Below are 21,134 nucleotides of genomic sequence, written 5' to 3' on the forward strand. Positions count from 1 at the left end.
TTTCCAAACTATATTTATGCGCTTTAAATATTCTTAGCTAGAATAAAAAACCAGAGCCGAACTCTGGTTTTGTTAGGTAAAAACAGCGAACTATTTTGCTGCAGGTGCCGATGCTATGGTGCTCGTTGGGCTAGCTAGTTGATCAAAGACACCCCCATCTTTGAAGTATTTGGTCATGATATCCGTCCAGCTACCAAATTCGGCATTGGGACTAAAGGTAGTAAGCGCGGGTAATTTATCTTGATTTTTAGCCAGTACCGCCGCATCGCTTGGGCGCAGGTATAAATCTGCCGCCAATTGCTGGGCAGGCTCGCTCCATAAATAATCAAGATACGCTTTCGCTGCGTCGCTGGTGCCTTTTTTATCGGTCACTGATTTGACAATCGCCACGGGGTTTTCTGCTGATATAGTGTAGCTTGGATAGACAATTTGCACATCGCCTTTACCAAACTGTTTAACCGCGAGATTGGCTTCATTTTCAAAGGTGACTAACACATCGCCAATTTGGCGCTGTAAGAACGTGGTAGTCGCCGCACGCCCACCATTTTCATACACCGGCACGTTTTTGAGCAACTCTTTGACAAAGTTTTTGGTTTTGTTTTCATCTTTATTAAAACTATGTAAGCCGTAGCCATACGCGCCTAAGAAGGCATAGCGTCCATTACCCGTGGTTTTTGGATTGGCAAGTACGATTTGTACGCCTGGTTTTGCCAAATCAGACCAGTCTTTGATTTGTTTTGGGTTGTCTTTACGCACCAAAAACACGATGGCACTGGTATAGGGTACTGCTTTATTTGGAAATTGGCTTTGCCAATCTTGTGCCACCAAGCCTTTTTTTACCAACAGCTCCACATCTGAGCCTTGATTCATACTGACCACGTCCGCTTGCAGACCGTTGGCAACTGCGAGCGCTTGTTTGCTAGAACCGCCATGCGATTGCTGGATATCGATGGTTTTGCCGCTATTTTTGGTTTCATAGTCTTTGATAAACATGGGGTTGTAGCTTTTATAAAAGTCACGAGCGACGTCATAGGAAACATTGAGCAGTTTAATAGTGCCTTTATCGCTCGCGCCTGCATTTGATTGCGTCGCGGCTTGACCTGAAGCGGCTTGTTGGTCTTGCTGGGTGGGCGCACGTGAACAACCCGCTAGGCTCACGCCTAATAACGCTAGACTCGATAGCACGGCTACGGTTTTGTGTTGAACCTTATTTTTTTTTTGAAAATTAACAGTCATCATGGTCACCCCTCATCTCAATGTATAAAAATCAATATATAATGTTAAATTCATTCATACTATTTTACAAAAAAAGCGTCGTCAAGCAAAAACAATATTATTCTGCACCCATATTCCACTTCTGAATATTACATCATAAAATATAATGTAATATTTAAAATTAAAGATTGAGCAAACTGAATCCCATTCACATCACACCTAAATCACAAATGTCACATTGTCAGCGTTATCATTTTCGCCTACAATTTTATTTTTAATTATCAAGAATTCTCCATGGCAAAAGCTTCCAAAACCGTTATCAAATCAATTGAAGATCAGCTCGCACGACTGGATTTGCAAACCACCTCATTAAATCAGGCTGATGACGTATTTTTGGCGCTGCTTGACGATGGTGAGCCTGACAATAAAGCAACTGCAAAGCGTGGCAGTGTTGATAACTTAAGCGTTGATAGCTTAAACGATTATGACTTTAGCGAACAATTAGCCATTCAAGATCGCGATAGCCAACTGCAACAGGCATTAAGCGATACCATATTGTCACTAAGTGATTATCTATCCGCTGTCCAGTTGGTGATTAGTGAAACGTTTGCCCATACCGTTTGGGTGAAAGCTGAAATCCGTAGTCTGTCAGCCAAAGGCGGTCACTACTATTTTGAATTGGCGGATAAAGATATGGATGGCAAAGTCACCGCCAGCTGCCGCGGCACGCTGTGGCGTGGTCAAGCAGCCAAAGTACTGTCAAAGTTTGAAAAAAATACTGGCATGAGCCTTGAGCGAGGCTTGAATGTATTGCTCAAAGTCTCAGCCACGTTCCATGCCCAATATGGCTTTTCGCTAAACATCGTCGATATCGACCCCACTTACACATTAGGCGATTTGGCAAAGCAATACCAAACGATTTTAACCAGACTACATGAAGAAGGGCTGCTCGATCTCAATCAATCGCTCCCCATGCCGTTTGATATTGAGCATGTGCTCGTCATCGCCCCTGAAAAAGCTGCAGGGCTAGGCGATTTTCGTGCGGATGCCGATAGGCTCGCCAGCACAGGGGCGTGTATTTTTCATTATGAGCACGCCACTTTTCAAGGCAATCACGCCCCACAAGATATCCGCCAAGCCTTGATTCATGGTATTAAAACCCTTGCCAATCAAGCCATCACGCCCGACTTGATAGTGATTATCCGAGGTGGTGGCGCGGTGGGCGATTTGGCCTATCTCAATGATTACGAACTTGCCGCGCTGGTGGCAGAGCAGCCGATACCGGTATGGGTCGGCATTGGTCATGAGCGCGACCGCGTCATGCTAGATGAAGTGGCACATCAAAGTTTTGATACCCCATCCAAGGTTATCGCAGGCATTCGCAATCATTTGCTCACTATTACCCAGGCTGCCAAACAACATTTTTTGACCATCGAGCAAATTGCTAAATCCAGCATCTTGCAGGCACGCCATGATAGCGAACAACAACTTACCAAGATACAATCGGCAGCGCAGCGACAATTATCTGCCGCTAAACTTGCCATGGACAACCAATTTGTACAGATTCGCCAACTTGCTTATCAGCAAATCACCACCGCTCGTCAACATACCAACCAACTGCGTGAGATGACATTGTTGCAGCATCCGTCAACCGTATTAAGCCGTGGCTATGCAATTATCAGAACCTCGCATCTTGCATCAAAAGACTTAGTATCAAAGGGCTTAACCTCACATGACTTAGCATCAAAAGATTTAGCATCCAATACGGTGATGACTTCGATTGCCCAAGTTGAACCCAATTCAACCATAACCATTGAGCTACAAGATGGCTATCTACAAGCCACTGTCAATGCTAAACACCCAAAAAACTGACCTATCAATCAACAGGAATAACCATGACCGAGCCAACTGATTTTAAAAGCGCCTATGAGGTGCTAAAAACAAATGCACAGCGCTTGCAAAATAGCCAAGAGCCCAATATTGACGCACTGATGACTATTGTAGAGCAGTCCATTGATGCCTATAAAGTATGCCAAGCACGGATTGATGCCGTTGAAGCCTCGCTGAATCAAGCGTTTGAAACAGACTAAGTTTCAATAAAGAAAGCAGAATAAAAAAGCCACTATCGAGGGATAATGGCTTTTTAGTTGGGCATTTAAATTTCTACTTTGGCACCCATTTCTACCACATTGTTGCTAGGAAGTTTTAGAAACTCAGCCGCGGTGCCGGCATTACGGTGCATATGGGCAAACAATTTTTCACGCCATAATGCCATACCTTTGATGCTCCCAGATGCCACCACAGCCTCATGGGATAAGAAATAACTTACCTTGGCAGGATCGAAATCAAAGTTAAATTGCTGAATGTGTTTGAGCGAATCTGGCACATCAGGGTCATTTTTAAAGCCAAAATTGAGCACCACCTTCCAGCAATTGTGTCCCAAATAGGTCACTTCACTACGTTTGCTGAGACCCACCCAAGGGGTTTCTAAGGTATTAACGGTGACAAAGATATTGTACTCATGCAAACATTTATTGTGCTTTAAGTTTTGTTTCAACGCCACGGGTACGATATCGACTTCAGAGACCATAAATACGGCAATGCCTTTGATTTTTTTGATATCTTCAAACAGCACTTGGCAGCGCTGGTTGATTAAGATTTTCTCCTGCAGCAGCGCTTGCTGATTTTGCAGCTCTTGGATATTCTCAAGCGGCGCGTTTTCAATATCTTGGGTCAGCTTTTCTAATTTGCCTTGCGTCGACTCCAAGGCTATTTGTAAGCGTTTATTGGTAAAACTGCCAAACAAGTCATCCAAGAAATTTTTTAAGTTAATTTGTCTTGTGGTATGGGCAATTCTCACCAAATTACGGCCATCTCGCCAAGTTATCATGAGCACAAACATGACGCCCCCTAACAACAATGGGAACCAGCCGCCTTTGAACAGTTTGAGCAGATTTGACGCCCAAAACAAGAAATCCACCACAAAGAACAATGAGGTCGCGGCAATACACAGTAGCAAAGGGTATTTCCACGCGTAGCGAATCACAAAGAATGTCAATATCGTGGTAATCAGCATATCCGTACAAACCGCAATACCATAAGCGGCGGCTAACGCACCCGATGATTTGAACATCACCACAGCAAACGCAATGGCGATAAACAAGCCCCAGTTAATCGCTGGAATATAGACCTGACCCACTTCTTTGACATTGGTATACACAATACGCATACGCGGTAAAAAGCCCAGTTGCACCGCTTGTTTGGTGATACTAAACACCCCAGAAATCAGCGCTTGTGACGCAATCACCGTCGCTAAAGTTGCCATCACCACCATCGGCATACGCATGGCATCTGGAATCATCAAAAAGAAGGGATTGGATTTGCCATCAGGATTGGCGAGTAAAAATGCGCCTTGACCAAAATAATTGAGCAGCAAGGCGGGCATGACAATGGAAAACCAAGCGATACGAATCGGTTTTTTGCCAAAATGCCCCATATCGGCATACAAGGCTTCACCGCCTGTCACGCACAACACAACTGCCCCCAAAATGATAAAGGCGAGTGTCGGATTGTTCATCACAAACTGATAAGCATAGATGGGATTGATGGCTCGCAAGATTTCAACATTGTGCTGAATATGATAAACCCCAATGCCAGCAATCAACAAAAACCACAGCACCATCACAGGTCCAAACAGTTTACCAATACCTTTGGTACCAAATTTTTGCACAAAAAACAACAGGAACAAAATGGTCAGCGTAGCAGGAATTACCACACTATGCAGCCGTGGCGATACCACCGTCAAACCTTCTACTGCCGATAGCACCGAGATGGATGGGGTAATCACCCCATCGCCATAAAACAAGCAGGTACCAAATATCCCCATGGTCATGATGACTGCGTGCAATTTTGGGCGATGTTTCACCGCGCTTGATGCCAAAGCGAGCATCGCAATCAGACCGCCTTCCCCTTTATTGTCGGCGCGTAGCACCAACGAGATGTACTTGAGACTGACGATGATGGTAATCGTCCACACAAATAATGACAGCACCCCATAGATATTGGCAACGTTAAAGGCGACATGACCAGAATTAAAAACTTCTTTGACTGAATACAGTACACTGGTACCAATATCGCCATAAACGACCCCGATTGCCCCTAACGTGAGTGCAGGAACCGAGCTTTTAGCATGTGCTTTACTCATAAATTAACGACGCAATTTGATAAGATGGATTATTATAAGTCGAATTTTGACTTCCTCCCCTCCCTAAAGTGAGGGGATTCCTTCTACAAGACGGTCAAGCCCGACCGCAAGAATGTTCTTACTGGCATTGATATCTCTATCATGCCATGTGCCACACTTCGCACAAGTCCATTCTCTTATTCGCAAGCCTGCTCTACCTTTCGGACTATTGCGGTCAAATTGACCGCAACACGAGCAAGTTTGGGTAGTGTATTTCTCATTCACGATTTCAAAACGACAACCTGCGTTCTCGCACTTATAGGTCAGTTGTCGTTTGAGTTCAAACCAGCCTGCATCGTAAACCGATTTGGCTAGCTTGCCTTTTTTACTGTTAAATTGGGTGGTTTTCACATCACCGACCACGATTAGGGCATTGTCTTTGACTAATTGGGTGGTGAATTTGTGTATCAGGTCTTGCCTTGTGTTTTTGATTTTGGCATGGATAGCCTTGATACGTTTTTTGTTGTGTGAGCGTTGGGCTATAGCTAATTGTTTTGCATATTTTAGCGTTTGCTTAATGGTTAGCTTGTCACCGTTTGAGGCGGTAGCACTGTCTTTAAGTCCTAAGTCAATACCTACACTACCTGTTCCGCATGATTGTTTGGGATAGTCTTTGACTGTGATACAGGCATACCAACGGTTACGGCTGTCTTGGACGATTTCTAGTGTGTTGATTTGGTAAAGCGATAGGTTGTAGCTGTCCCATAGGTCAATGACTAGTTTTTGTCCTTTGGCTAAACTAAGCTGTAAGGTGGATTTTAAGCCCTTTTTGCCTGTTTGGTGCGTGGCAATATGCTTAATGGCAGATTGTTTAAATGGTAGCCAACCCAAGCTTTTACGCTTTGATGTTGGGTTGTTGGTTCGCCATGACAATTTAGCTTTTTTGAATTGTTTTCTAGCTTTGGCATGGGTTTCATTGATTGCCTGAATAGTCTGACTATGCAAGCCTAGTAACTCACCGCTACCTTTGGTGTAGTCGTTCAAATCATAAGCACTAAAGAATTTGCCAGTACGCTTAAGATGCTCGTAGCTTAACGCATTGACATAATTCCACACGAAATTCACCGAACCGCTTAGGCGATTTAATTGGTTTATGTGTTTATCTCGTATGCGTAACTTGAGTGTTTTCATGCAAATTATTTTAGCAAAATTTATGCAAGCGTTATAGTGTATGAGTTGCCTTATATCCACCGCCTAAAGTCGGTGGTTTTACGGCAACGGAGGATAAAACCATCCTCAACAGCTTTTAAGCATCAAATAAAACATAAATGTTGCATAAGGGTACAGTTAGGTAGATAATGTTGTTTATTGTAAAAATTTTGCGCAATCCATGCGATTGCTAAAATTTAAAGGCTAAGACATAAAGCATAAGATAAAGCGCGTAAGGGTACCAAAAAGCGATGAACCAAAATGATTTACGGGTCATTAAGACTGAACAACATATCGAGCAAGATTTTCTGGCATTACTGCAGCAGAAACCTTACCGCGCCATCACTGTCCAAGATATTTTAGATACTGCAGCCATCAATCGCTCAACCTTTTATCGTCATTACGCCAGTAAAGATGCGCTGGCAGAGAAGATGGTGAGTAATTTTCGCCAAGTGTATGAGAAGTTTTTAACCGAACGCTTTAGTGTCGCCAGTCAAGAGAATTTATTAAGGTGTTTGGAACAATTTTGGGCGTTTATTCATGCGCAAAAACAACGCATACTGGCTTTTTGGCAAATCAAAACCCCCAACATTCATTTATATGATGACATGTATGCGTTAATCAAACAAAATTATATTGAGCATGCCAAGCGCCATGGACGCCCAGGCGACTTAGACTTTCAAGGGCATACGTATGCAGGGATTATATTAAATAATTTAAGTTACTGCCTGCAGCAAGACCAGCAAATGTCACTCGAGGATATTCGTAGCAATATACAACTGATGATGCAGACAGCGTCTATACAATAGTCTCTCATGGCAATAATCTGCAATAACCTCGATACGCTCATTACAGCCAGTTTTAAGCGCTAAAGTCCTCTTTAGGATTTTTTACCGACCAAATCAATTACCCAAAGTTCCGCTTGCGAGCCTAGCCGAAACGGTACCCCCCAAAAACCATAGCCCGAGCTTACAATCACATCAGTATTGTTGATACGTTCATAGCCGTAACCCAAACGATTGATAAATTTGACAATAAAATTGGCAGGAAATATTTGCCCATTATGGGTATGTCCAGATACTTGCAAATCAATCGGTAATTGTACGTTTTGTTCAATCTCATTGGGCTCATGGTCAAGTAAAATAATCGGCTTCTCGGTAGTTGACGGCATTAAGTCCTTGGTCGCTTTACGATAACTGGCATGATTATCCAGTCGTCCTACCAACCAAAGCTGGTTATCAACCAACACTTTATCATCTGCCAATAAGGTGATATTGGCTTTTTGGATCGCATCGCGAATCTCGCCTTCATGCCCATACATATCATGATTGCCTAGCGTGGCATACGCGCCCATTGGCACGGCATTTGCTAGTTGCTGCAGCGCAGGCTGCATATTTTGCGAGGTATAGTAGTGAACATTATCATCCATGATATCGCCAGGCATCAACAGTAGTTGCACCTTCTGTGCTTTTACCATCTCAGTTAATCGATTAATTTGCCGCTCACCGACCAACACACCCAAGTGCAAGTCTGAAACCAGCCCAATTCGAATCGGTTTGGCAAGTGGTTGATTGGCAGTCAAGGTGATATGACGAATGGTGGGTGTATAAGCATTATAAATACCCATTAACACCATGCCAAAAAACACGAGCGGCAACAAAATGCGCTGCCCGTAAATTTGATAACTCACGGCATTAAAAAATTGCGGGGCAACTTTCATCAACACCAGATTGATAATGCCCACCGCCGCCATCGACATGATGACAAACCACAAAATAGTCAGCCAAGTCATAGACAGCTTGAGCCCAAAGCTCGTCAATCGTGCGATGCCAAATACCAATAACGCATTACTTATCACAAATAGACTACTCATCAAATAGCGAGAAGACCGCTCGGACAACCAAGACCCTGCCCACCACTGCAGCCCCCGCCCCGCCCCATAAGTAAACAATTCAAACAACAATACAATGACGGTCAGAAATATCCAACGCATATCAGCCCCAAATTTTTGATAAGTAAAGGTTATATAGAGAATGTTTGTGAATTTACAATGTCGCTTTATCTATTAAAGCCAATCAGTGAATTTAAAAAAATCAATTCATAGTTTTGTAAGTTGGTAATTTAGGCATTAAAAAACCCAACTTACGAGAATAAGTTGGGTTTTTTCGATATCGGCTCATCCGATAACGGTATTGTGGCAGGTTTATTGATTTTTAACAAGCAATAAATTTGCTATAATAACCCTTTTGGCACTTTTAAAAATTATGACTTATTCAACTGCTGTTAATTTATCTGATATTGCCAAGCCTGCCCAAACCCGCGTCATTGTGGGGATGTCAGGGGGTGTTGACTCTTCTGTCACCGCCGTTTTGCTCAAACAAGCGGGCTTTGACGTTGAAGGCTTGTTTATGAAAAACTGGGAAGAAGATGACGGTACCGAGTATTGTACCGCCATGACTGACCTTGCCGACGCGCAAGCGGTCGCCGATAAAATCGGCATTAAACTGCATACCGCCAACTTTGCCATGGAATATTGGGATCGCGTATTTGAGCATTTTTTGGCGGAATATAGCGCAGGTCGCACCCCAAATCCTGATATTTTATGCAACAAAGAAGTCAAGTTTAAAGCCTTTTTGGATTATGCGCTAACTTTGGGGGCGGATTATATTGCCACCGGTCACTATGCGCGCCGCGGTTTTAGCGATGAAACTGGCAAAGCGCCGCTGCTGCGCGGACTTGATAACAATAAAGACCAAAGCTATTTTCTGCACGCGGTGGCAGGTGATAAAATCGCCAAAACCTTGTTCCCTGTGGGTGAGTTAGAAAAACCTGAAGTACGCCGTATTGCCGAGCAATATGATTTAGCGACAGCGAAGAAAAAAGACTCTACCGGCATTTGCTTTATCGGCGAGCGACGCTTTAAAGACTTTTTACAGCAGTATCTGCCCGCTCAAAAAGGCGATATCTATACCGATGATGGCAAAAAAATCGGCACCCATGATGGTTTAATGTATTACACACTCGGTCAACGTGGCGGTATTGGTATTGGTGGGGTCAAAGATAGAGATGAGGCGCCTTGGTTTGTGTTGCACAAAGACTTGGATAATAATCGCCTGATTGTCGGCCAAGGCCATGACCATCCGATGCTACAATCCACCCAATTGACTGCTTATAAGCTTGACTGGGTGGTTGATGCGCCCAAGCAACTGTTTACTGCCCAAGGTTATCGCTGTACCGCCAAAACGCGCTATCGTCAGCCCGATCAAGCCTGTACAGTTTTTGCCCTTGATGAAACGGGTGACACCATAAAAGTGGTGTTTGACGAGCCACAGCGCGCGGTGACGCCCGGTCAGTCTTGTGTGTTTTATCAAGATGACATCTGTTTAGGCGGTGGCGTGATTCAAACCATCGATGCCCCTACTAGTTTAGCTGAAGTTTAAAGTTTAATACACGTCAAGATACAAACAGCGCAAATTGATACCATTTGCGCTTTTTTATACCCTGTTGATTAAGAAAAGTTTGTAGCTAAGCGTTTGTTCCACCCTGCTTTTTTTCGTAGGTAGCCAATTCCCCAGCAGCTTAAATAAATCACAAATGAAATGGTAGTGATATAAGGTGAAATCGGCAGTCCAGGTCCTAACGATAGTAATATCCCGCCCACCCCAGCGATGATGGCAAACAGCATGGACAACAAATAGACATAGATGGGTCTAGCCGTCACTTGACTTGCCGCTGCCGCAGGGGTGATGAGTAACGATAATAGCAGCAAGGCACCGACAAACTGCACACTCACCGCCACCACAAGACTCAGCGCAAACATAAACAGCAAAGATAAAAATGTTAAATTCAAATGCTGTGCTTGGGCAACTTGCGGATCAACTGCGGCAAATAACATGCGCTGACCAAATATGGCGATGATTGATAGCACAATCAGCGCAACCACTAGCATCGACTGCAATTCAGCGGGCGTGATTGCAACAATCTGCCCGGTCAATAAGCCAAATTTATTGGCGGAGCGCCCTTGATACAAGGATAAAAACAACACCCCCAGCCCAAGCCCGAATGGCAACAAAATACCCACCACTGAGTTGCGGTTTTTGCCATCAATCCCCATGACCCCCAGCACCATGCCAGCCGTCACCGCCCCAATGACGGCGCCTAGCGTGACTGAAGACCCTAACCATAAAGCACACGCCGCCCCTGCAAACGACAGCTCTGCTGTCCCATGCACGGCAAACGCCATATCCCGTGCCTGTACCATCGGTCCGATAAATCCCGCCATCACACCCAACAATACCGCGGCCACGATGGACGTTGATACCAAGGGCAACAGCTCAGCAAAGTTATCAAAATTGATGATGGTATGTAGCCAAGTCGTGAGCAGCATGTAAATTCCAAAAGTTAAAAAACCATCGAATGTGATGGCTTGTGTTTGATTGAAGCAAATAAATTAGCGAAATCGATTGATTAATTCGATACCACCGAGCTTGGCAGTCGCATTTTCAAGATACACCACTTTATCTACCAAGGGTATAATCGGCTCGAGTTCGTGACTAATCATCAAAATCGCAGTATGATGCGCCTGTTTGCGATGGGCTAAAATATCACTGACCACATACTGGCTTGCCACATCAAGGCTCAGCAGCGGCTCATCCATCAACAAAACATCAGGCTCAGCGACCAAGGCTTGGGCGATACGCATGCGCTGCTGCTCACCACCGGACAGCATGGTAAGCGGCGCATCACAAAATGACTCACCGCCGACTTCCGCAATGGCTTTATCCACCAAATATTTTTTTTGTTTTGCTGTCTGCCAAAAACTGCCCAAAGTTTTTTTGGGGCTAAATAGACCAAACAAATAATTTTCCCCATCTAGCCCTAGCTGCACCAAGTCCCTACCCCGAATCGGTAGTTTTGGCGCAAAGTCTTTGAGCTGAGGCACATAGCCCACTCGAATATCTTTGCCAAGCGTGATTGAACCACTGGATAGTGGCACAAGTTTGAGTAAACTTCGCAGCAATGTCGTCTTGCCTGTACCGTTGGCGCCGAGCAATGCCACAAATTCACCCGATAAAATCGAAAAATTGACATCCTGCCATAGCAGACGTTGCCCAAAGTGCATACTGGCATCTTTGACTTGCAAAATGACTTGCTGTGACTGTGGCAGTTTGACATACGATTGGCAATGAATGGCCTGCGCAAACTGCCGCTCGCTATTGGCTATTTTGGTGGTTGACATGGGCATGGTGGCTACTTCTTCATCCTAACGGCAAGATTAACGACAAGATGCTAAAGGCGAGGATGGTTGATTGGCAATATCATATTGCAAAAAATCTGGGCTAAAAATTAAGCATTATAAGCGATAACCAGCCAATACTATACCAATTAACGCAAATTTTTCCCCAAACGCATTTATAGGCAGCCTAAAATTTTTAGGCTACTATTTTTAGGCTAGTTAAAATTAGCGCATCGCTGCCGCAAAATCATCCAGGGTTTTTTCAATAAATTGGGTATAGCTTGTCACGCCATCGGGCAGGGTTTCATAGACCGCTACAACTGGGACTGTTGATGCCTTCGCCAATGTGATGAGTTGCTTTGAGGTGGCATCTTCGGTCTGGGCATTGACCACCAACAAACCGACTTTTTTATTACTCAGCAGGCTTTTGCTGTCATTGAGCACTTTGACCGATACCCCCGCGTCCGTCTCTGATTGCACGACATAGGCTTTTGGCGTCACATCTTTGATGCCCATATCGGCTAGCAAATACCCGGTGACAGGCTCAGTAGCAAAGGCAGTGATGGCTTTTTGCTGTCCGATTTGTTTGGCTTTAACTTTAAGCGCATCAATTTGCCGGATAAAGTGTTGGGTATTTTTTGCATAAATCGCTTGATTGGCAGGCGAGGTTGCAGCCAATTGCTTGTTGACCGCTTCAGCCACTTTTTTTGCTGTATCAAGGGAGAAAAACACGTGTTCATTGAAGTCACCGTGGGCATGATGGGGATGTTCTGCCTGATGATGTGACACATCGTCATGAGCCGCCTCTTTATGCTGGTGTGGTTCACTGGTAGGCTCATCTGCCGCATTGTCGGTGTTAGGCGACAGTCCTGAAAGTGCTACGGCATTAATCACTACAGGTTTGTGACTTACCGACTGAGCCAAGCTTATACCCCAATCATCATATCCGCCACCGTTGACCAGCATGACAGCGGATTTAGTGATATTAAGCTTGTCGGTCGCTGTGGCTTGATAATCATGCGGATCTTGTGATAAATCATCGACCCCCACAATCACATTGACCTTATCACCCCCGACCGCTTTAGCCACCGAACCCCACACATTGGTGGTGGCATACACGGTGGGTAATTGGGTATTAATAACGGTGTTTGATGAGACACTATTTTTTGATGAGATAGTGTTTGTAGCTTCGCTATTGGATGGAGATTGATTTGAGGTGGATTGATTGTCAGTTTTTTGGCAGCCTGTTAATCCCCCCAATAGGCTCATCGTCAATGTCACCCCTGCAATCGTGGGGGTTTTTAGTAGCCTTAGTAGCAAAAAAGGTCGGCTACAAAAAGCATATTTGTTAATCAACGCGTTTATCATGCTGGGTCGCCCAATCAAGTATTGAAAATATTAAAATGTTATATTATAACATTTTAATGGTGTTCTCAAGATAGCTTAAGGATTTATGCTGGCTTGGATTTCATCTCTCTCACCTTTAAATTCAACTATTTGCGCTCACCTTTTTATGCCATAATAAATTTATCACCTTGCTGTATGGTTCACAGGCGAATCGGTTGTCATTTTCTACGCTTTAGCCTGTCAACACTTTTTTGTATGACCCACTCTCACAGGATGTTTTTATGAAACAATTTTTCGCGCCTTGTCTGGTACTTGCCAGTATGCTGGGCACAACATTTGCCCACGCAGCCTCTATGCCAGTGGATACCGATGCCCGCTTTAAACTAGGGTTAAACGCCTCAATCAATCATTATGCGTACAACAAGGACAATGATGTTACGATCATGCCACAGGCATTTTATGACAACAATCGACTCTACATTGAAGGCAGTGAAGCGGGCTATTATCCCTACAAAGATGCACAAAATGAATGGCGATTGACCGCAAGCTACGATAGCCGTTCATTTGGTCCAGACGATGCAAGCACAGCGGCGTTAAAAGGACTCGATGAGCGTAAATGGTCTGCTATGGTGGGCACCAGCTATATGCGCATTACCCCGTATGGCGGCTTTAAAGCGCAATTGGAAACTGATGCGTTGGGTCGCAGTGAGGGTACTAGCGCAAAAGTGGCGCACTTGAGCAGATTTAAGGCAATGGATGATAAAGTTACCATTTATCCTGAGCTAGGACTACAGTGGTACAATGACAAGTACAACAACTACTACTTTGGTGTTTCTGAGCAAGAATCGCTACGCACAGGAATAACAGGGATAAAAGCTTATAACGCTGATAGTAGCATCACCCCCTATGTCAATGTCAGTGCCAGTTACGCCATTTCGCCACGCTGGAGTGCGTTTATCAGTCAGCATTTAGAGTATTTAAGCGATGAGCAAAAAGACAGCCCATTGGTTGATAACCGTGTCGATAGTAAAACTAAAATTGGCTTTAACTATCAGTTTTAATCCATAGCTTACCCATAAAAAGCGCAAATTGTTTGATTTGCGCTTTTTTTACTCATAAAAAAGGGTTATCCACTTCATCCACGTGCGACGCTTGCTGCTGTTGCGTGGTAGATTTTTCCACCGTTTGCGCTTGATGGGCTTCTAAATACGCAATGATTTGGCTCAGCACATCTTGCAATTGTTTTGCCGTGGCTAAACTTTGTTTATCCAACGTAAACGTCGCGCTGCCATAGAGATTGACTTGCTCTCCTTGATTCTCAAGGGTAAATTCGCCCAAGCCAACGCTTTGGCTATCATTTTGAAATGGTTTAAAAACACTCATCTTTTTCCCCTGTTTAGTTGCTGATTTGCTAGTTGTTGATTTGCTAATTACTTCTTATGATTATGGTGCAATAGTCGCTACATTGCTCGGTAGACTGGGAAACGCATTGACTCCGGTGCGTTTTTTAAGTGTGCTTAGGCTAATTTTTTCAACGGTTCCGCTATCATCATTCGGGCTAAAAAATGCCAGCGCTTGCTGTTGTGATGGCAAATATACCGCTTTAAAAAAATGCGAGGGTACCAACACGCGATTTTTTAGCCGTTTGACTTCCGGTGTTAAGAACGCCACCCCTGTCACTACATAAGCTGAGCCGTATTGGTCGGTCAAGTTGCGAGTTTGTGTTTCAATTTTTACCCAAGTTTTCCGGTTGTGGTCAGGCGTTTGTGGGGCAATATTGGCTAAACTAAAACTATCAAATTGTGAGTCCGGGTTTGCCATATCCGCATTGGGCGCTAAATGCCCTCTGTCAAATCCGGTATTGGTATAATCGCTCAATAGACTACGCACCTCGGTTGGCAGGCGAGTTTCTTCATGAAAGTTACCCTCTCTCACCAAGGTTTTGGCAGCCGCTATTCGTTGTCGCGTCAAATGCTCAGCGACCCAAATCGGGGTTTTGGTGACCCCCGAATACATCACCGCAAAGCCATTAAAGCACAGTGGGTAGGTTTTTTGCGACAGCTTGGCAGTCATTGTCGGCTGGGTTTTATCCAAAAACTCGCTGGCGCATTTTTGTAGTGCCTTGTCTAGCGGACGCGTGGTGAGTGTTTGGGTATCTGGGTTCGCTTGGGTGGCAGGAATAGTAGTGTGAATAGTAACAGTATTGCTATCGGGCTTGGCGGCCGAGGGCGTAACACTACAACCTGCCAGATACAGCAAGCCAACGCTTATGGCTGATAAGATGGCAGTATGGCTAATCAAATGGGTTTGAACTATCATGAATAACCTTAAAAATGAAAAAAAAATAAAGAAAATAAAAAATGCTGCAATGATTACAGTGGTAGGTACTGGGCTAAAGTGTCGGATAACGTAGTTTAAAGCTCGGTTTAAAACTTTTTGGTTATTTTATAAGGTATTTGGGTGAAATACGCAAATATTTACTGGTAGTGATAGCAGTTTTTTGAAATGTTTTTCGGCTAATATTGCGTTGACTACTTTTAGCCCCATATTTTCCCATCAACAATTCTTTAAGTTCTGATAAAATACACCTTTTGTCGTTAGTAAATTTTTATGAGTACATCAACCACACCACAAAACGCTGTCGTCTTACTCTCAGGTGGGCTAGATTCCGTGACTTGCCTTTACTGGGCAAAAGCCAATTATGCCAACGTCACAGCGGTAAGCTTTAACTACGGTCAGCGCCACAATAGCGAACTTAATGCCGCCAAAAAAATTGCCGCGACTGCCCAAGTCAACCACCGTATTATTGATATTGATTTGGCACAGTTAGGTGGCTCGGCGTTGACCGATGCTTCGCTGGTGGTACCCGATGCCAAACAAACAGATTTTAGCGATAATCAGCATAATGACAGCATTCCAATCACCTATGTACCCGCGCGTAATACCATCTTTTTGTCGTATGCGCTGGCATTGGCAGAGGTAACGCAGTCCAATGCCATTGTGATTGGCGTCAATGCAGTGGATTACTCAGGCTATCCTGACTGCCGTCCTGAATATATTGAAGCCTTTGAAAAAATGGCAAATCTCGCTACCAAAGCCGGTGTGATGGGCAATCATCTCCAAATTGCAACGCCATTGTTGCATTTAAGTAAAGCAGCAATCATTAAGCTTGGGGTATCGCTGGGGGTTGATTATGCATTAACCGTGTCATGCTACCGCGCAGATAGCGAAGGACGCGCCTGCGGACACTGCGATAGCTGTTATCTACGTCAGCAAGGTTTTTTACAAGCTGAAATAGATGACCCGACTATTTATCAGTAATCTATCATCATCAAATCCTGCCAGCTTTATTGCATCAACGGTAAAACTAGCCATTATACGATTGAACACCTGCTGTTCTGCTATCTCTTATGAGGATAAACTATGAAACATTCAGCCATCGTGACCCTATTTGCTAGCATGGTTTTGCCGTTTGCCGCACATGCCGCCAATCCACAATATGTCAATGCTTGCGTCACCCAAATGACCGAAAAACACATCACTGATGCTGCTTCTGCAAAAAAAGTATGTACTTGTGTGGTAGATGAACAAGCAAAAATCACCCAAGCGCAAAAAAATGAGCTTGATACCTGGGTAAAAAGTGGCAAAGATGTTCGCCAAAACAAAACTTTTCAAGACATCAGTGCGCGTATGAAAGCGTGTGGCAACGGCGTTAAATTTAATAAAGCCCGTCCCTAATCGATTACAATCAATACCATAATCGATAGGCCATAATCGATAGAACCGCGCCACCAGACCAGTTGTTTATTGGTCTTTTTTTGTTTTGTCGCATGAAGAAGTTTGTACTCAATCTGGCTTTCTGATATTGTTAGTTCAATTTTTACTGGGGAAATGCCCATGACTCAACTACCCAATTTTTTGGTCACGACGGTTGAAGCGGATACCAGCCGTCATACCACAGCGCAGCCACAATTTATCCAGCGTCAAATCAACCTGCAAGACTACGCAAAGCAGTCAGATAAAGGTTTGATTGTGTATTTTTATCCAAAAGACAACTCGTCAGGCTGTAGTGTGCAAGCGCAAGATTTTAGCCAGCATTTGACCCAATTGCAGCAGCTTGGCTACCAAGTGATTGGCGTATCAAGAGACAGTGTCAAAAGCCATGAAAAATTTATCACCAACAAACAAATTACTTTCCCGCTTGTCAGTGATACCGATGAACAGCTTTGCCAATATTTTGGCATTATTGCCGAAAAAAAACTGTATGGCAAAGTCAGCCTTGGCGTGGTGCGCTCAACGTTAATTTTCGACAACACAGGCAAGCTGGTTTATGAGATGCGCAATGTCCGCGCCAAGGGGCATATGGATAAATTACTTGCCGTATTGCCCACCCTTTAACCCAAACCAACCTAAATTAACCCAAACGCCTTATTTTATTTTGATTTTTTGACTCGAGATCACTCATTGTATGTCCGTGGACCAATTTTTTAAAAATATCTATCACGACTTGTATTATGACGTCTATAAAGCAGTCGGTGGTTCGCTCGAAGACGAAGCGGTTAATTGGCCGCTGTATCTCTCCAAACTTGCCAGTACAGGCATCAAAATTATGGTACTGTTGGTAATTTTGGGCGTGGTATATCGGCTAAGTTTATTGCTTATCAATTCTGCCCGTTTTATCGCCAAAGACAGTAAATACAGCCAATCGCTAAGGCTCATCGCACGGTTGATGTGGTTATTTTCAAGTTTGCTTGCGGTGATGAGTCAGCTTAATTTTGAACCTGAAACAGTCAAAGCCACTGCCAAAGCCGGTATTTGGTCAGTGATTTTTTATATGGCGTGGTACAACCTTGGTTATTTGATGCAAAAAATGCTCAAAAATTATGGGCTAAACGCGTCGATTGAACAACTACTGCATAATTTGTTGTCCATGCTCATCATCGTATTGTGGATTGCCTCGGTGATGTCGCAGTTTGGTTTTGATATTGTGTCTGTGGTCGCAGGTCTTGGGATTGCGGGTATCGCAGTGGGTTTTGCGGCACAAGCCACACTTGCCAACTTTATTGCTGGTATCACCATTTTGATTGAGCAGTCGTTTCAAGTCGGTGATTGGGTCAGCATTAATGATAAAGAAGGCAAAGTGGTGCAAATCGCCCTGCGTACTACCCAAATTTTGACCCGTGATAATATCACCGTGATTTTCCCCAATTCAACCGTTGCCTCAGCCGAAGTCATTAATTTAACTGCCAAAAATCTGATTCGTTTTGATATTGAGGTGCGTATCGCGTTAGAAGCTGATATTAAAAGCGCTCGCGCTATCATTCTTGATATTTTAGCCAACACCAAAGAGGTATTAGAGCGTCCTGCGCCCACAGCGACAGTGGATAAAATTGGCGATTTTGGGGTGTTTTTTATCGTGCGGTTTTGGGTCAATCCGCCACACGTGTCTCGAATGCCATTTATCAAAGAAAATCTACGCGAACAAATCAAAGTAGCACTCGATGATGCCGGCATTGCCACACCTTACCCTCATATGCAGCTTTTAATGCCAAGCGCAATGCCAAGCGAAGCAGCCCCATCGGTAAAAACTTCTCCATAATTTCAGACATTCTGTCATTTGTCCTTTGCTAATCATGCTAAAATACGCCATTAATCAACTTTGACTTTTTTTGGCAGTATTTATGACAGACAGCAATACAACGCCCGTTGGGCAAACTTTTCACATTGTCATCACTTGTGCCGATGGGCTAGAGATTCCCCTGCAAACTGAGCTGGCAAGCTTTGGTATAGATACACAAATTGAGCGCACGGGTCGGCTGATGGCGACATTGACGTTAGCGCAGATTTATCAAGTTTGTCTATGGTCTCGTGTGGCATCGCGGGTATTGTTACCACTGGGCAAAAAGAACATCAATCCCGAGTACGATATTGCAGAACAGCTCTATACCTTTGCCAAAACTGTCAAATGGACTCAGCTATTTGATTTGGAACAAACCTTTGCAATTCGTTTAACCCTAGATAAGCGCGTACAAGCCAACCAGCAATTCACCATGCTGCGCGTTAAAGATGCGATTGCCGACCAATTTAACGAGCAGTTCGGTCGTCGCCCCAATGTCGATAAAAACCCCGATTTTGGCATTGTCGCTACGGTGGGTGACAAACAAGCTGAATTGTATTTAGACTTATCAGGTACCAGTTTGCACCGCCGTGGTTATCGTGCTGCGATGACTGAAGCGCCACTCAAAGAAAACTTGGCTGCTGCCCTACTCTATAGCGTGAATTTTCACACCACCCAATTTGACAGTATTGTCGACCCGATGTGCGGCTCAGGCACGCTGATTATTGAAGCCTTGCTGATGAGCGCAGATTATGCCGTAGGACTGGATAAAGCCGATAGCCAATTTGGGTTTTATGCATGGCAACATCATGATACTGCCCTTTGGGAGGCTATGGTGCAAGACGCGCAAACCCGTTTTCATCATCGCCTAAATGCCATGGCAAATGGTGAGATGCCCGCGGTATTTGCTTTTGATATGGACTCAGGCGCGGTTCGAGCCACGCATAAAAATTTAATCGCCGCAGGTTTGACGCCTATCATCAACCGTATTACCTTGCAGCAGCGCTCACTGGCGACCCTTAATTTGGCACTAGAAAAACAAGTCAATGGCTGGGTCAATCCCCTGTTTATCACCAACCCACCGTATGGTGAGCGTCTGGGTGAGGAAGAATTGATTAAACCCTTGTATCAAGGCTTGGGTAAAAAATTACAAGCCCTGTTTGCAGATAGCCCTGCCAAAGTGACTTTGGGTGTCCTCGCTGCCAAAGTTGAACAAGCCGACGTACTACCCCTTGCCGAGCCAAAAACCCTGCGCTGTCACAATGGCGCTATCACCGTTTATTTTCGTTATGGTGAGTTGTTAAAGAGTAAAGACACACCGTTGATTACGCGCTTTGAAAAGCGTGAAATCGCTGTAGAAGAAGGTCAAGATTTTGTCAATCGACTACAAAAAAATCTTGCCAATCTGCGTAAGCTGGCTCACAAACAAGCCGTGACCAATCTGCGGGTGTATGATGCCGACTTACCTGATTTTAAAGTGGCGGTGGATGTGTATGGCGAATTTGTGCATGTGCAAGAATATGCTGCCCCCAAGTCAATCCCGTTAGAGACCGCCAAAAAACGCTTTAATCTAGCGCTGCATGGCGTGCGTGAAGCCTTACAAGTGAACCGTGAGCAAGTGTTTATCAAAACCCGCGCCCGCCAATCCGGCAATGAGCAGTATGAGAAAAAAGCCAGTTCGGGTAAGTTCCATGTGGTCAGCGAGCCAACCGCCAACAACCAACGGGCGTATTTTTTGGTGAACTTTAGCGATTATTTGGATACAGGGCTATTTCTTGACCATCGCAGCATCCGAAAAATTATTGCAGAAAACGCACGTGGTAAAACAGTGCTTAATCTGTTTGCTTATACTTGTACCGCCAGTGTGCATGCGGCATTGGGCGGTGCAAAAGCGGTGACATCGGTGGATTTATCACAAAACTATCTGGATTGGGGACGCAAAAATTTTGCCCTAAACGGCTTGCCAGATTTGCCAAGCTACCAGTTTATTGCCCAAGATATTTTTGAATGGATTAAAAGCAATACTGAGCAGTACGATGTGATTTTTATCGATCCGCCGACTTTTTCTAATTCCAAAAAATTTCAAGGTACTTTTGATGTGCAGCGCGACCACGTACCACTCATCAACCGTGCCATGAATCGCTTATCCTCTGAAGGCGTGTTGTATTTTTCCAATAACTTTACCAAGTTTGTGCTCGATGATGAAATCAACAACCGCTATCACGTTGAAGAAATGACCAACCAAACCATCGGCTTTGATTTTGATAGTAAACGCCCTATTCACCAGTCGTGGGCGATTCGCCACAAATAATTTGCCATTGACTTCC

The 21,134-nt window shown here is 44.3% G+C and carries 19 protein-coding genes; 10 read left to right on the forward strand and 9 right to left on the reverse strand.

The window, feature by feature from the left end; genetic code table 11:
* Positions 1–90: 90 nt before the first annotated feature.
* The gene (locus tag AXE82_RS01685) at positions 91–1,236 is read right to left on the reverse strand and encodes a sulfate ABC transporter substrate-binding protein (RefSeq protein WP_197931492.1); all 1,146 of its coding nucleotides are present in this window, start codon (positions 1,234–1,236) and stop codon (positions 91–93) included.
* 273 nt (positions 1,237–1,509) lie between these two features.
* Here AXE82_RS01685 and xseA point away from each other — a divergent pair, with 273 nt between their 5' ends.
* Both xseA and xseB read left to right on the forward strand, forming a co-directional pair.
* A complete protein-coding gene (gene xseA, locus AXE82_RS01690; RefSeq protein ID WP_062330596.1) occupies positions 1,510–3,087 on the forward strand; it encodes an exodeoxyribonuclease VII large subunit in 1,578 nt (525 codons plus the stop codon).
* A 23-nt stretch (positions 3,088–3,110) separates the two neighbouring features.
* Entirely contained in the window at positions 3,111–3,305 is a 195-nt protein-coding gene (gene xseB / locus AXE82_RS01695; protein WP_172460490.1) for an exodeoxyribonuclease VII small subunit, read from the forward strand.
* A gap of 65 nt (positions 3,306–3,370) precedes the next feature.
* Here the strand turns inward: xseB and AXE82_RS01700 are convergent, their stop codons facing one another.
* Entirely contained in the window at positions 3,371–5,419 is a 2,049-nt protein-coding gene (locus tag AXE82_RS01700) for a potassium transporter Kup (protein ID WP_062330600.1), read from the reverse strand.
* Between the two features lie 63 nt (positions 5,420–5,482).
* Positions 5,483–6,589, reverse strand: a complete 1,107-nt coding sequence (locus tag AXE82_RS01705) for an RNA-guided endonuclease InsQ/TnpB family protein (protein WP_062330602.1) — start codon at positions 6,587–6,589, stop codon at positions 5,483–5,485.
* A 269-nt stretch (positions 6,590–6,858) separates the two neighbouring features.
* Between AXE82_RS01705 and AXE82_RS01710 the strand changes: the two genes are divergently transcribed.
* Positions 6,859–7,416, forward strand: a complete 558-nt coding sequence (locus tag AXE82_RS01710) for a TetR/AcrR family transcriptional regulator (RefSeq protein WP_062330604.1) — start codon at positions 6,859–6,861, stop codon at positions 7,414–7,416.
* A 71-nt stretch (positions 7,417–7,487) separates the two neighbouring features.
* Here AXE82_RS01710 and AXE82_RS01715 read toward each other — a convergent pair whose 3' ends face one another.
* Complete coding sequence (locus tag AXE82_RS01715) at positions 7,488–8,600, reverse strand: metallophosphoesterase (RefSeq protein ID WP_062330616.1); 1,113 nt, start codon at positions 8,598–8,600, stop codon at positions 7,488–7,490.
* Between the two features lie 271 nt (positions 8,601–8,871).
* Here AXE82_RS01715 and mnmA point away from each other — a divergent pair, with 271 nt between their 5' ends.
* On the forward strand, positions 8,872–10,047 hold the full coding sequence (gene mnmA, locus AXE82_RS01720) for a tRNA 2-thiouridine(34) synthase MnmA (protein WP_062330619.1): 1,176 nt from the start codon (positions 8,872–8,874) through the stop codon (positions 10,045–10,047).
* A gap of 68 nt (positions 10,048–10,115) precedes the next feature.
* Here the strand turns inward: mnmA and AXE82_RS01725 are convergent, their stop codons facing one another.
* The 3 genes from AXE82_RS01725 to AXE82_RS01735 form a co-directional block, all read right to left on the reverse strand.
* Entirely contained in the window at positions 10,116–10,994 is an 879-nt protein-coding gene (locus AXE82_RS01725) for a metal ABC transporter permease (protein ID WP_062330622.1), read from the reverse strand.
* Between the two features lie 63 nt (positions 10,995–11,057).
* Positions 11,058–11,852, reverse strand: coding sequence for a metal ABC transporter ATP-binding protein (locus AXE82_RS01730; protein ID WP_062330625.1), 795 nt, complete (start codon positions 11,850–11,852; stop codon positions 11,058–11,060).
* Between the two features lie 216 nt (positions 11,853–12,068).
* On the reverse strand, positions 12,069–13,211 hold the full coding sequence (locus tag AXE82_RS01735; protein ID WP_062330628.1) for a metal ABC transporter solute-binding protein, Zn/Mn family: 1,143 nt from the start codon (positions 13,209–13,211) through the stop codon (positions 12,069–12,071).
* 260 nt (positions 13,212–13,471) lie between these two features.
* Between AXE82_RS01735 and AXE82_RS01740 the strand changes: the two genes are divergently transcribed.
* On the forward strand, positions 13,472–14,251 hold the full coding sequence (locus tag AXE82_RS01740; RefSeq protein WP_062330631.1) for a MipA/OmpV family protein: 780 nt from the start codon (positions 13,472–13,474) through the stop codon (positions 14,249–14,251).
* A gap of 52 nt (positions 14,252–14,303) precedes the next feature.
* Here AXE82_RS01740 and AXE82_RS01745 read toward each other — a convergent pair whose 3' ends face one another.
* Positions 14,304–14,573 carry a hypothetical protein gene (locus AXE82_RS01745; protein WP_062330634.1) on the reverse strand — a complete coding sequence of 90 codons (270 nt, stop codon included), beginning with the start codon at positions 14,571–14,573 and terminating at the stop codon, positions 14,304–14,306.
* Between the two features lie 60 nt (positions 14,574–14,633).
* On the reverse strand, positions 14,634–15,509 hold the full coding sequence (locus AXE82_RS01750) for a DNA/RNA non-specific endonuclease (protein WP_062330637.1): 876 nt from the start codon (positions 15,507–15,509) through the stop codon (positions 14,634–14,636).
* Between the two features lie 291 nt (positions 15,510–15,800).
* Between AXE82_RS01750 and queC the strand changes: the two genes are divergently transcribed.
* From queC to rlmKL, 5 genes are all read left to right on the forward strand, one after another.
* Positions 15,801–16,511 (forward strand): 7-cyano-7-deazaguanine synthase QueC, encoded by a 711-nt coding sequence (gene queC, locus AXE82_RS01755; protein WP_062330641.1) that lies wholly within the window; start codon positions 15,801–15,803, stop codon positions 16,509–16,511.
* Between the two features lie 102 nt (positions 16,512–16,613).
* Complete coding sequence (locus AXE82_RS01760; RefSeq protein ID WP_062330643.1) at positions 16,614–16,928, forward strand: hypothetical protein; 315 nt, start codon at positions 16,614–16,616, stop codon at positions 16,926–16,928.
* Between the two features lie 159 nt (positions 16,929–17,087).
* Positions 17,088–17,588: a peroxiredoxin gene (locus AXE82_RS01765; protein WP_062330647.1), complete on the forward strand. Its 501-nt coding sequence runs from the start codon at positions 17,088–17,090 to the stop codon at positions 17,586–17,588.
* Between the two features lie 70 nt (positions 17,589–17,658).
* A complete protein-coding gene (locus AXE82_RS01770; RefSeq protein ID WP_062330649.1) occupies positions 17,659–18,789 on the forward strand; it encodes a mechanosensitive ion channel family protein in 1,131 nt (376 codons plus the stop codon).
* A gap of 82 nt (positions 18,790–18,871) precedes the next feature.
* Positions 18,872–21,118: a bifunctional 23S rRNA (guanine(2069)-N(7))-methyltransferase RlmK/23S rRNA (guanine(2445)-N(2))-methyltransferase RlmL gene (gene rlmKL, locus AXE82_RS01775; RefSeq protein WP_062330652.1), complete on the forward strand. Its 2,247-nt coding sequence runs from the start codon at positions 18,872–18,874 to the stop codon at positions 21,116–21,118.
* Positions 21,119–21,134: the final 16 nt, after the last annotated feature.

The sequence above is a fragment of the Moraxella osloensis genome (assembly GCF_001553955.1).
GTDB classification, from domain to species: Bacteria; Pseudomonadota; Gammaproteobacteria; order Pseudomonadales; family Moraxellaceae; genus Faucicola; species Faucicola osloensis.

What these genes read in the sequence shown, in the direction of transcription:
- AXE82_RS01685 (WP_197931492.1), bottom strand. Translation starts at nt 1,236, where the DNA reads ATGACTGTTAATTTTCAAAAAAAAAATAAGGTTCAACACAAAACCGTA.
- xseA (WP_062330596.1), top strand. Translation starts at nt 1,510, where the DNA reads ATGGCAAAAGCTTCCAAAACCGTTATCAAATCAATTGAAGATCAGCTC.
- xseB (WP_172460490.1), top strand. Translation starts at nt 3,111, where the DNA reads ATGACCGAGCCAACTGATTTTAAAAGCGCCTATGAGGTGCTAAAAACA.
- AXE82_RS01700 (WP_062330600.1), bottom strand. Translation starts at nt 5,419, where the DNA reads ATGAGTAAAGCACATGCTAAAAGCTCGGTTCCTGCACTCACGTTAGGG.
- AXE82_RS01705 (WP_062330602.1), bottom strand. Translation starts at nt 6,589, where the DNA reads ATGAAAACACTCAAGTTACGCATACGAGATAAACACATAAACCAATTA.
- AXE82_RS01710 (WP_062330604.1), top strand. Translation starts at nt 6,859, where the DNA reads ATGAACCAAAATGATTTACGGGTCATTAAGACTGAACAACATATCGAG.
- AXE82_RS01715 (WP_062330616.1), bottom strand. Translation starts at nt 8,600, where the DNA reads ATGCGTTGGATATTTCTGACCGTCATTGTATTGTTGTTTGAATTGTTT.
- mnmA (WP_062330619.1), top strand. Translation starts at nt 8,872, where the DNA reads ATGACTTATTCAACTGCTGTTAATTTATCTGATATTGCCAAGCCTGCC.
- AXE82_RS01725 (WP_062330622.1), bottom strand. Translation starts at nt 10,994, where the DNA reads ATGCTGCTCACGACTTGGCTACATACCATCATCAATTTTGATAACTTT.
- AXE82_RS01730 (WP_062330625.1), bottom strand. Translation starts at nt 11,852, where the DNA reads ATGCCCATGTCAACCACCAAAATAGCCAATAGCGAGCGGCAGTTTGCG.
- AXE82_RS01735 (WP_062330628.1), bottom strand. Translation starts at nt 13,211, where the DNA reads ATGATAAACGCGTTGATTAACAAATATGCTTTTTGTAGCCGACCTTTT.
- AXE82_RS01740 (WP_062330631.1), top strand. Translation starts at nt 13,472, where the DNA reads ATGAAACAATTTTTCGCGCCTTGTCTGGTACTTGCCAGTATGCTGGGC.
- AXE82_RS01745 (WP_062330634.1), bottom strand. Translation starts at nt 14,573, where the DNA reads ATGAGTGTTTTTAAACCATTTCAAAATGATAGCCAAAGCGTTGGCTTG.
- AXE82_RS01750 (WP_062330637.1), bottom strand. Translation starts at nt 15,509, where the DNA reads ATGATAGTTCAAACCCATTTGATTAGCCATACTGCCATCTTATCAGCC.
- queC (WP_062330641.1), top strand. Translation starts at nt 15,801, where the DNA reads ATGAGTACATCAACCACACCACAAAACGCTGTCGTCTTACTCTCAGGT.
- AXE82_RS01760 (WP_062330643.1), top strand. Translation starts at nt 16,614, where the DNA reads ATGAAACATTCAGCCATCGTGACCCTATTTGCTAGCATGGTTTTGCCG.
- AXE82_RS01765 (WP_062330647.1), top strand. Translation starts at nt 17,088, where the DNA reads ATGACTCAACTACCCAATTTTTTGGTCACGACGGTTGAAGCGGATACC.
- AXE82_RS01770 (WP_062330649.1), top strand. Translation starts at nt 17,659, where the DNA reads ATGTCCGTGGACCAATTTTTTAAAAATATCTATCACGACTTGTATTAT.
- rlmKL (WP_062330652.1), top strand. Translation starts at nt 18,872, where the DNA reads ATGACAGACAGCAATACAACGCCCGTTGGGCAAACTTTTCACATTGTC.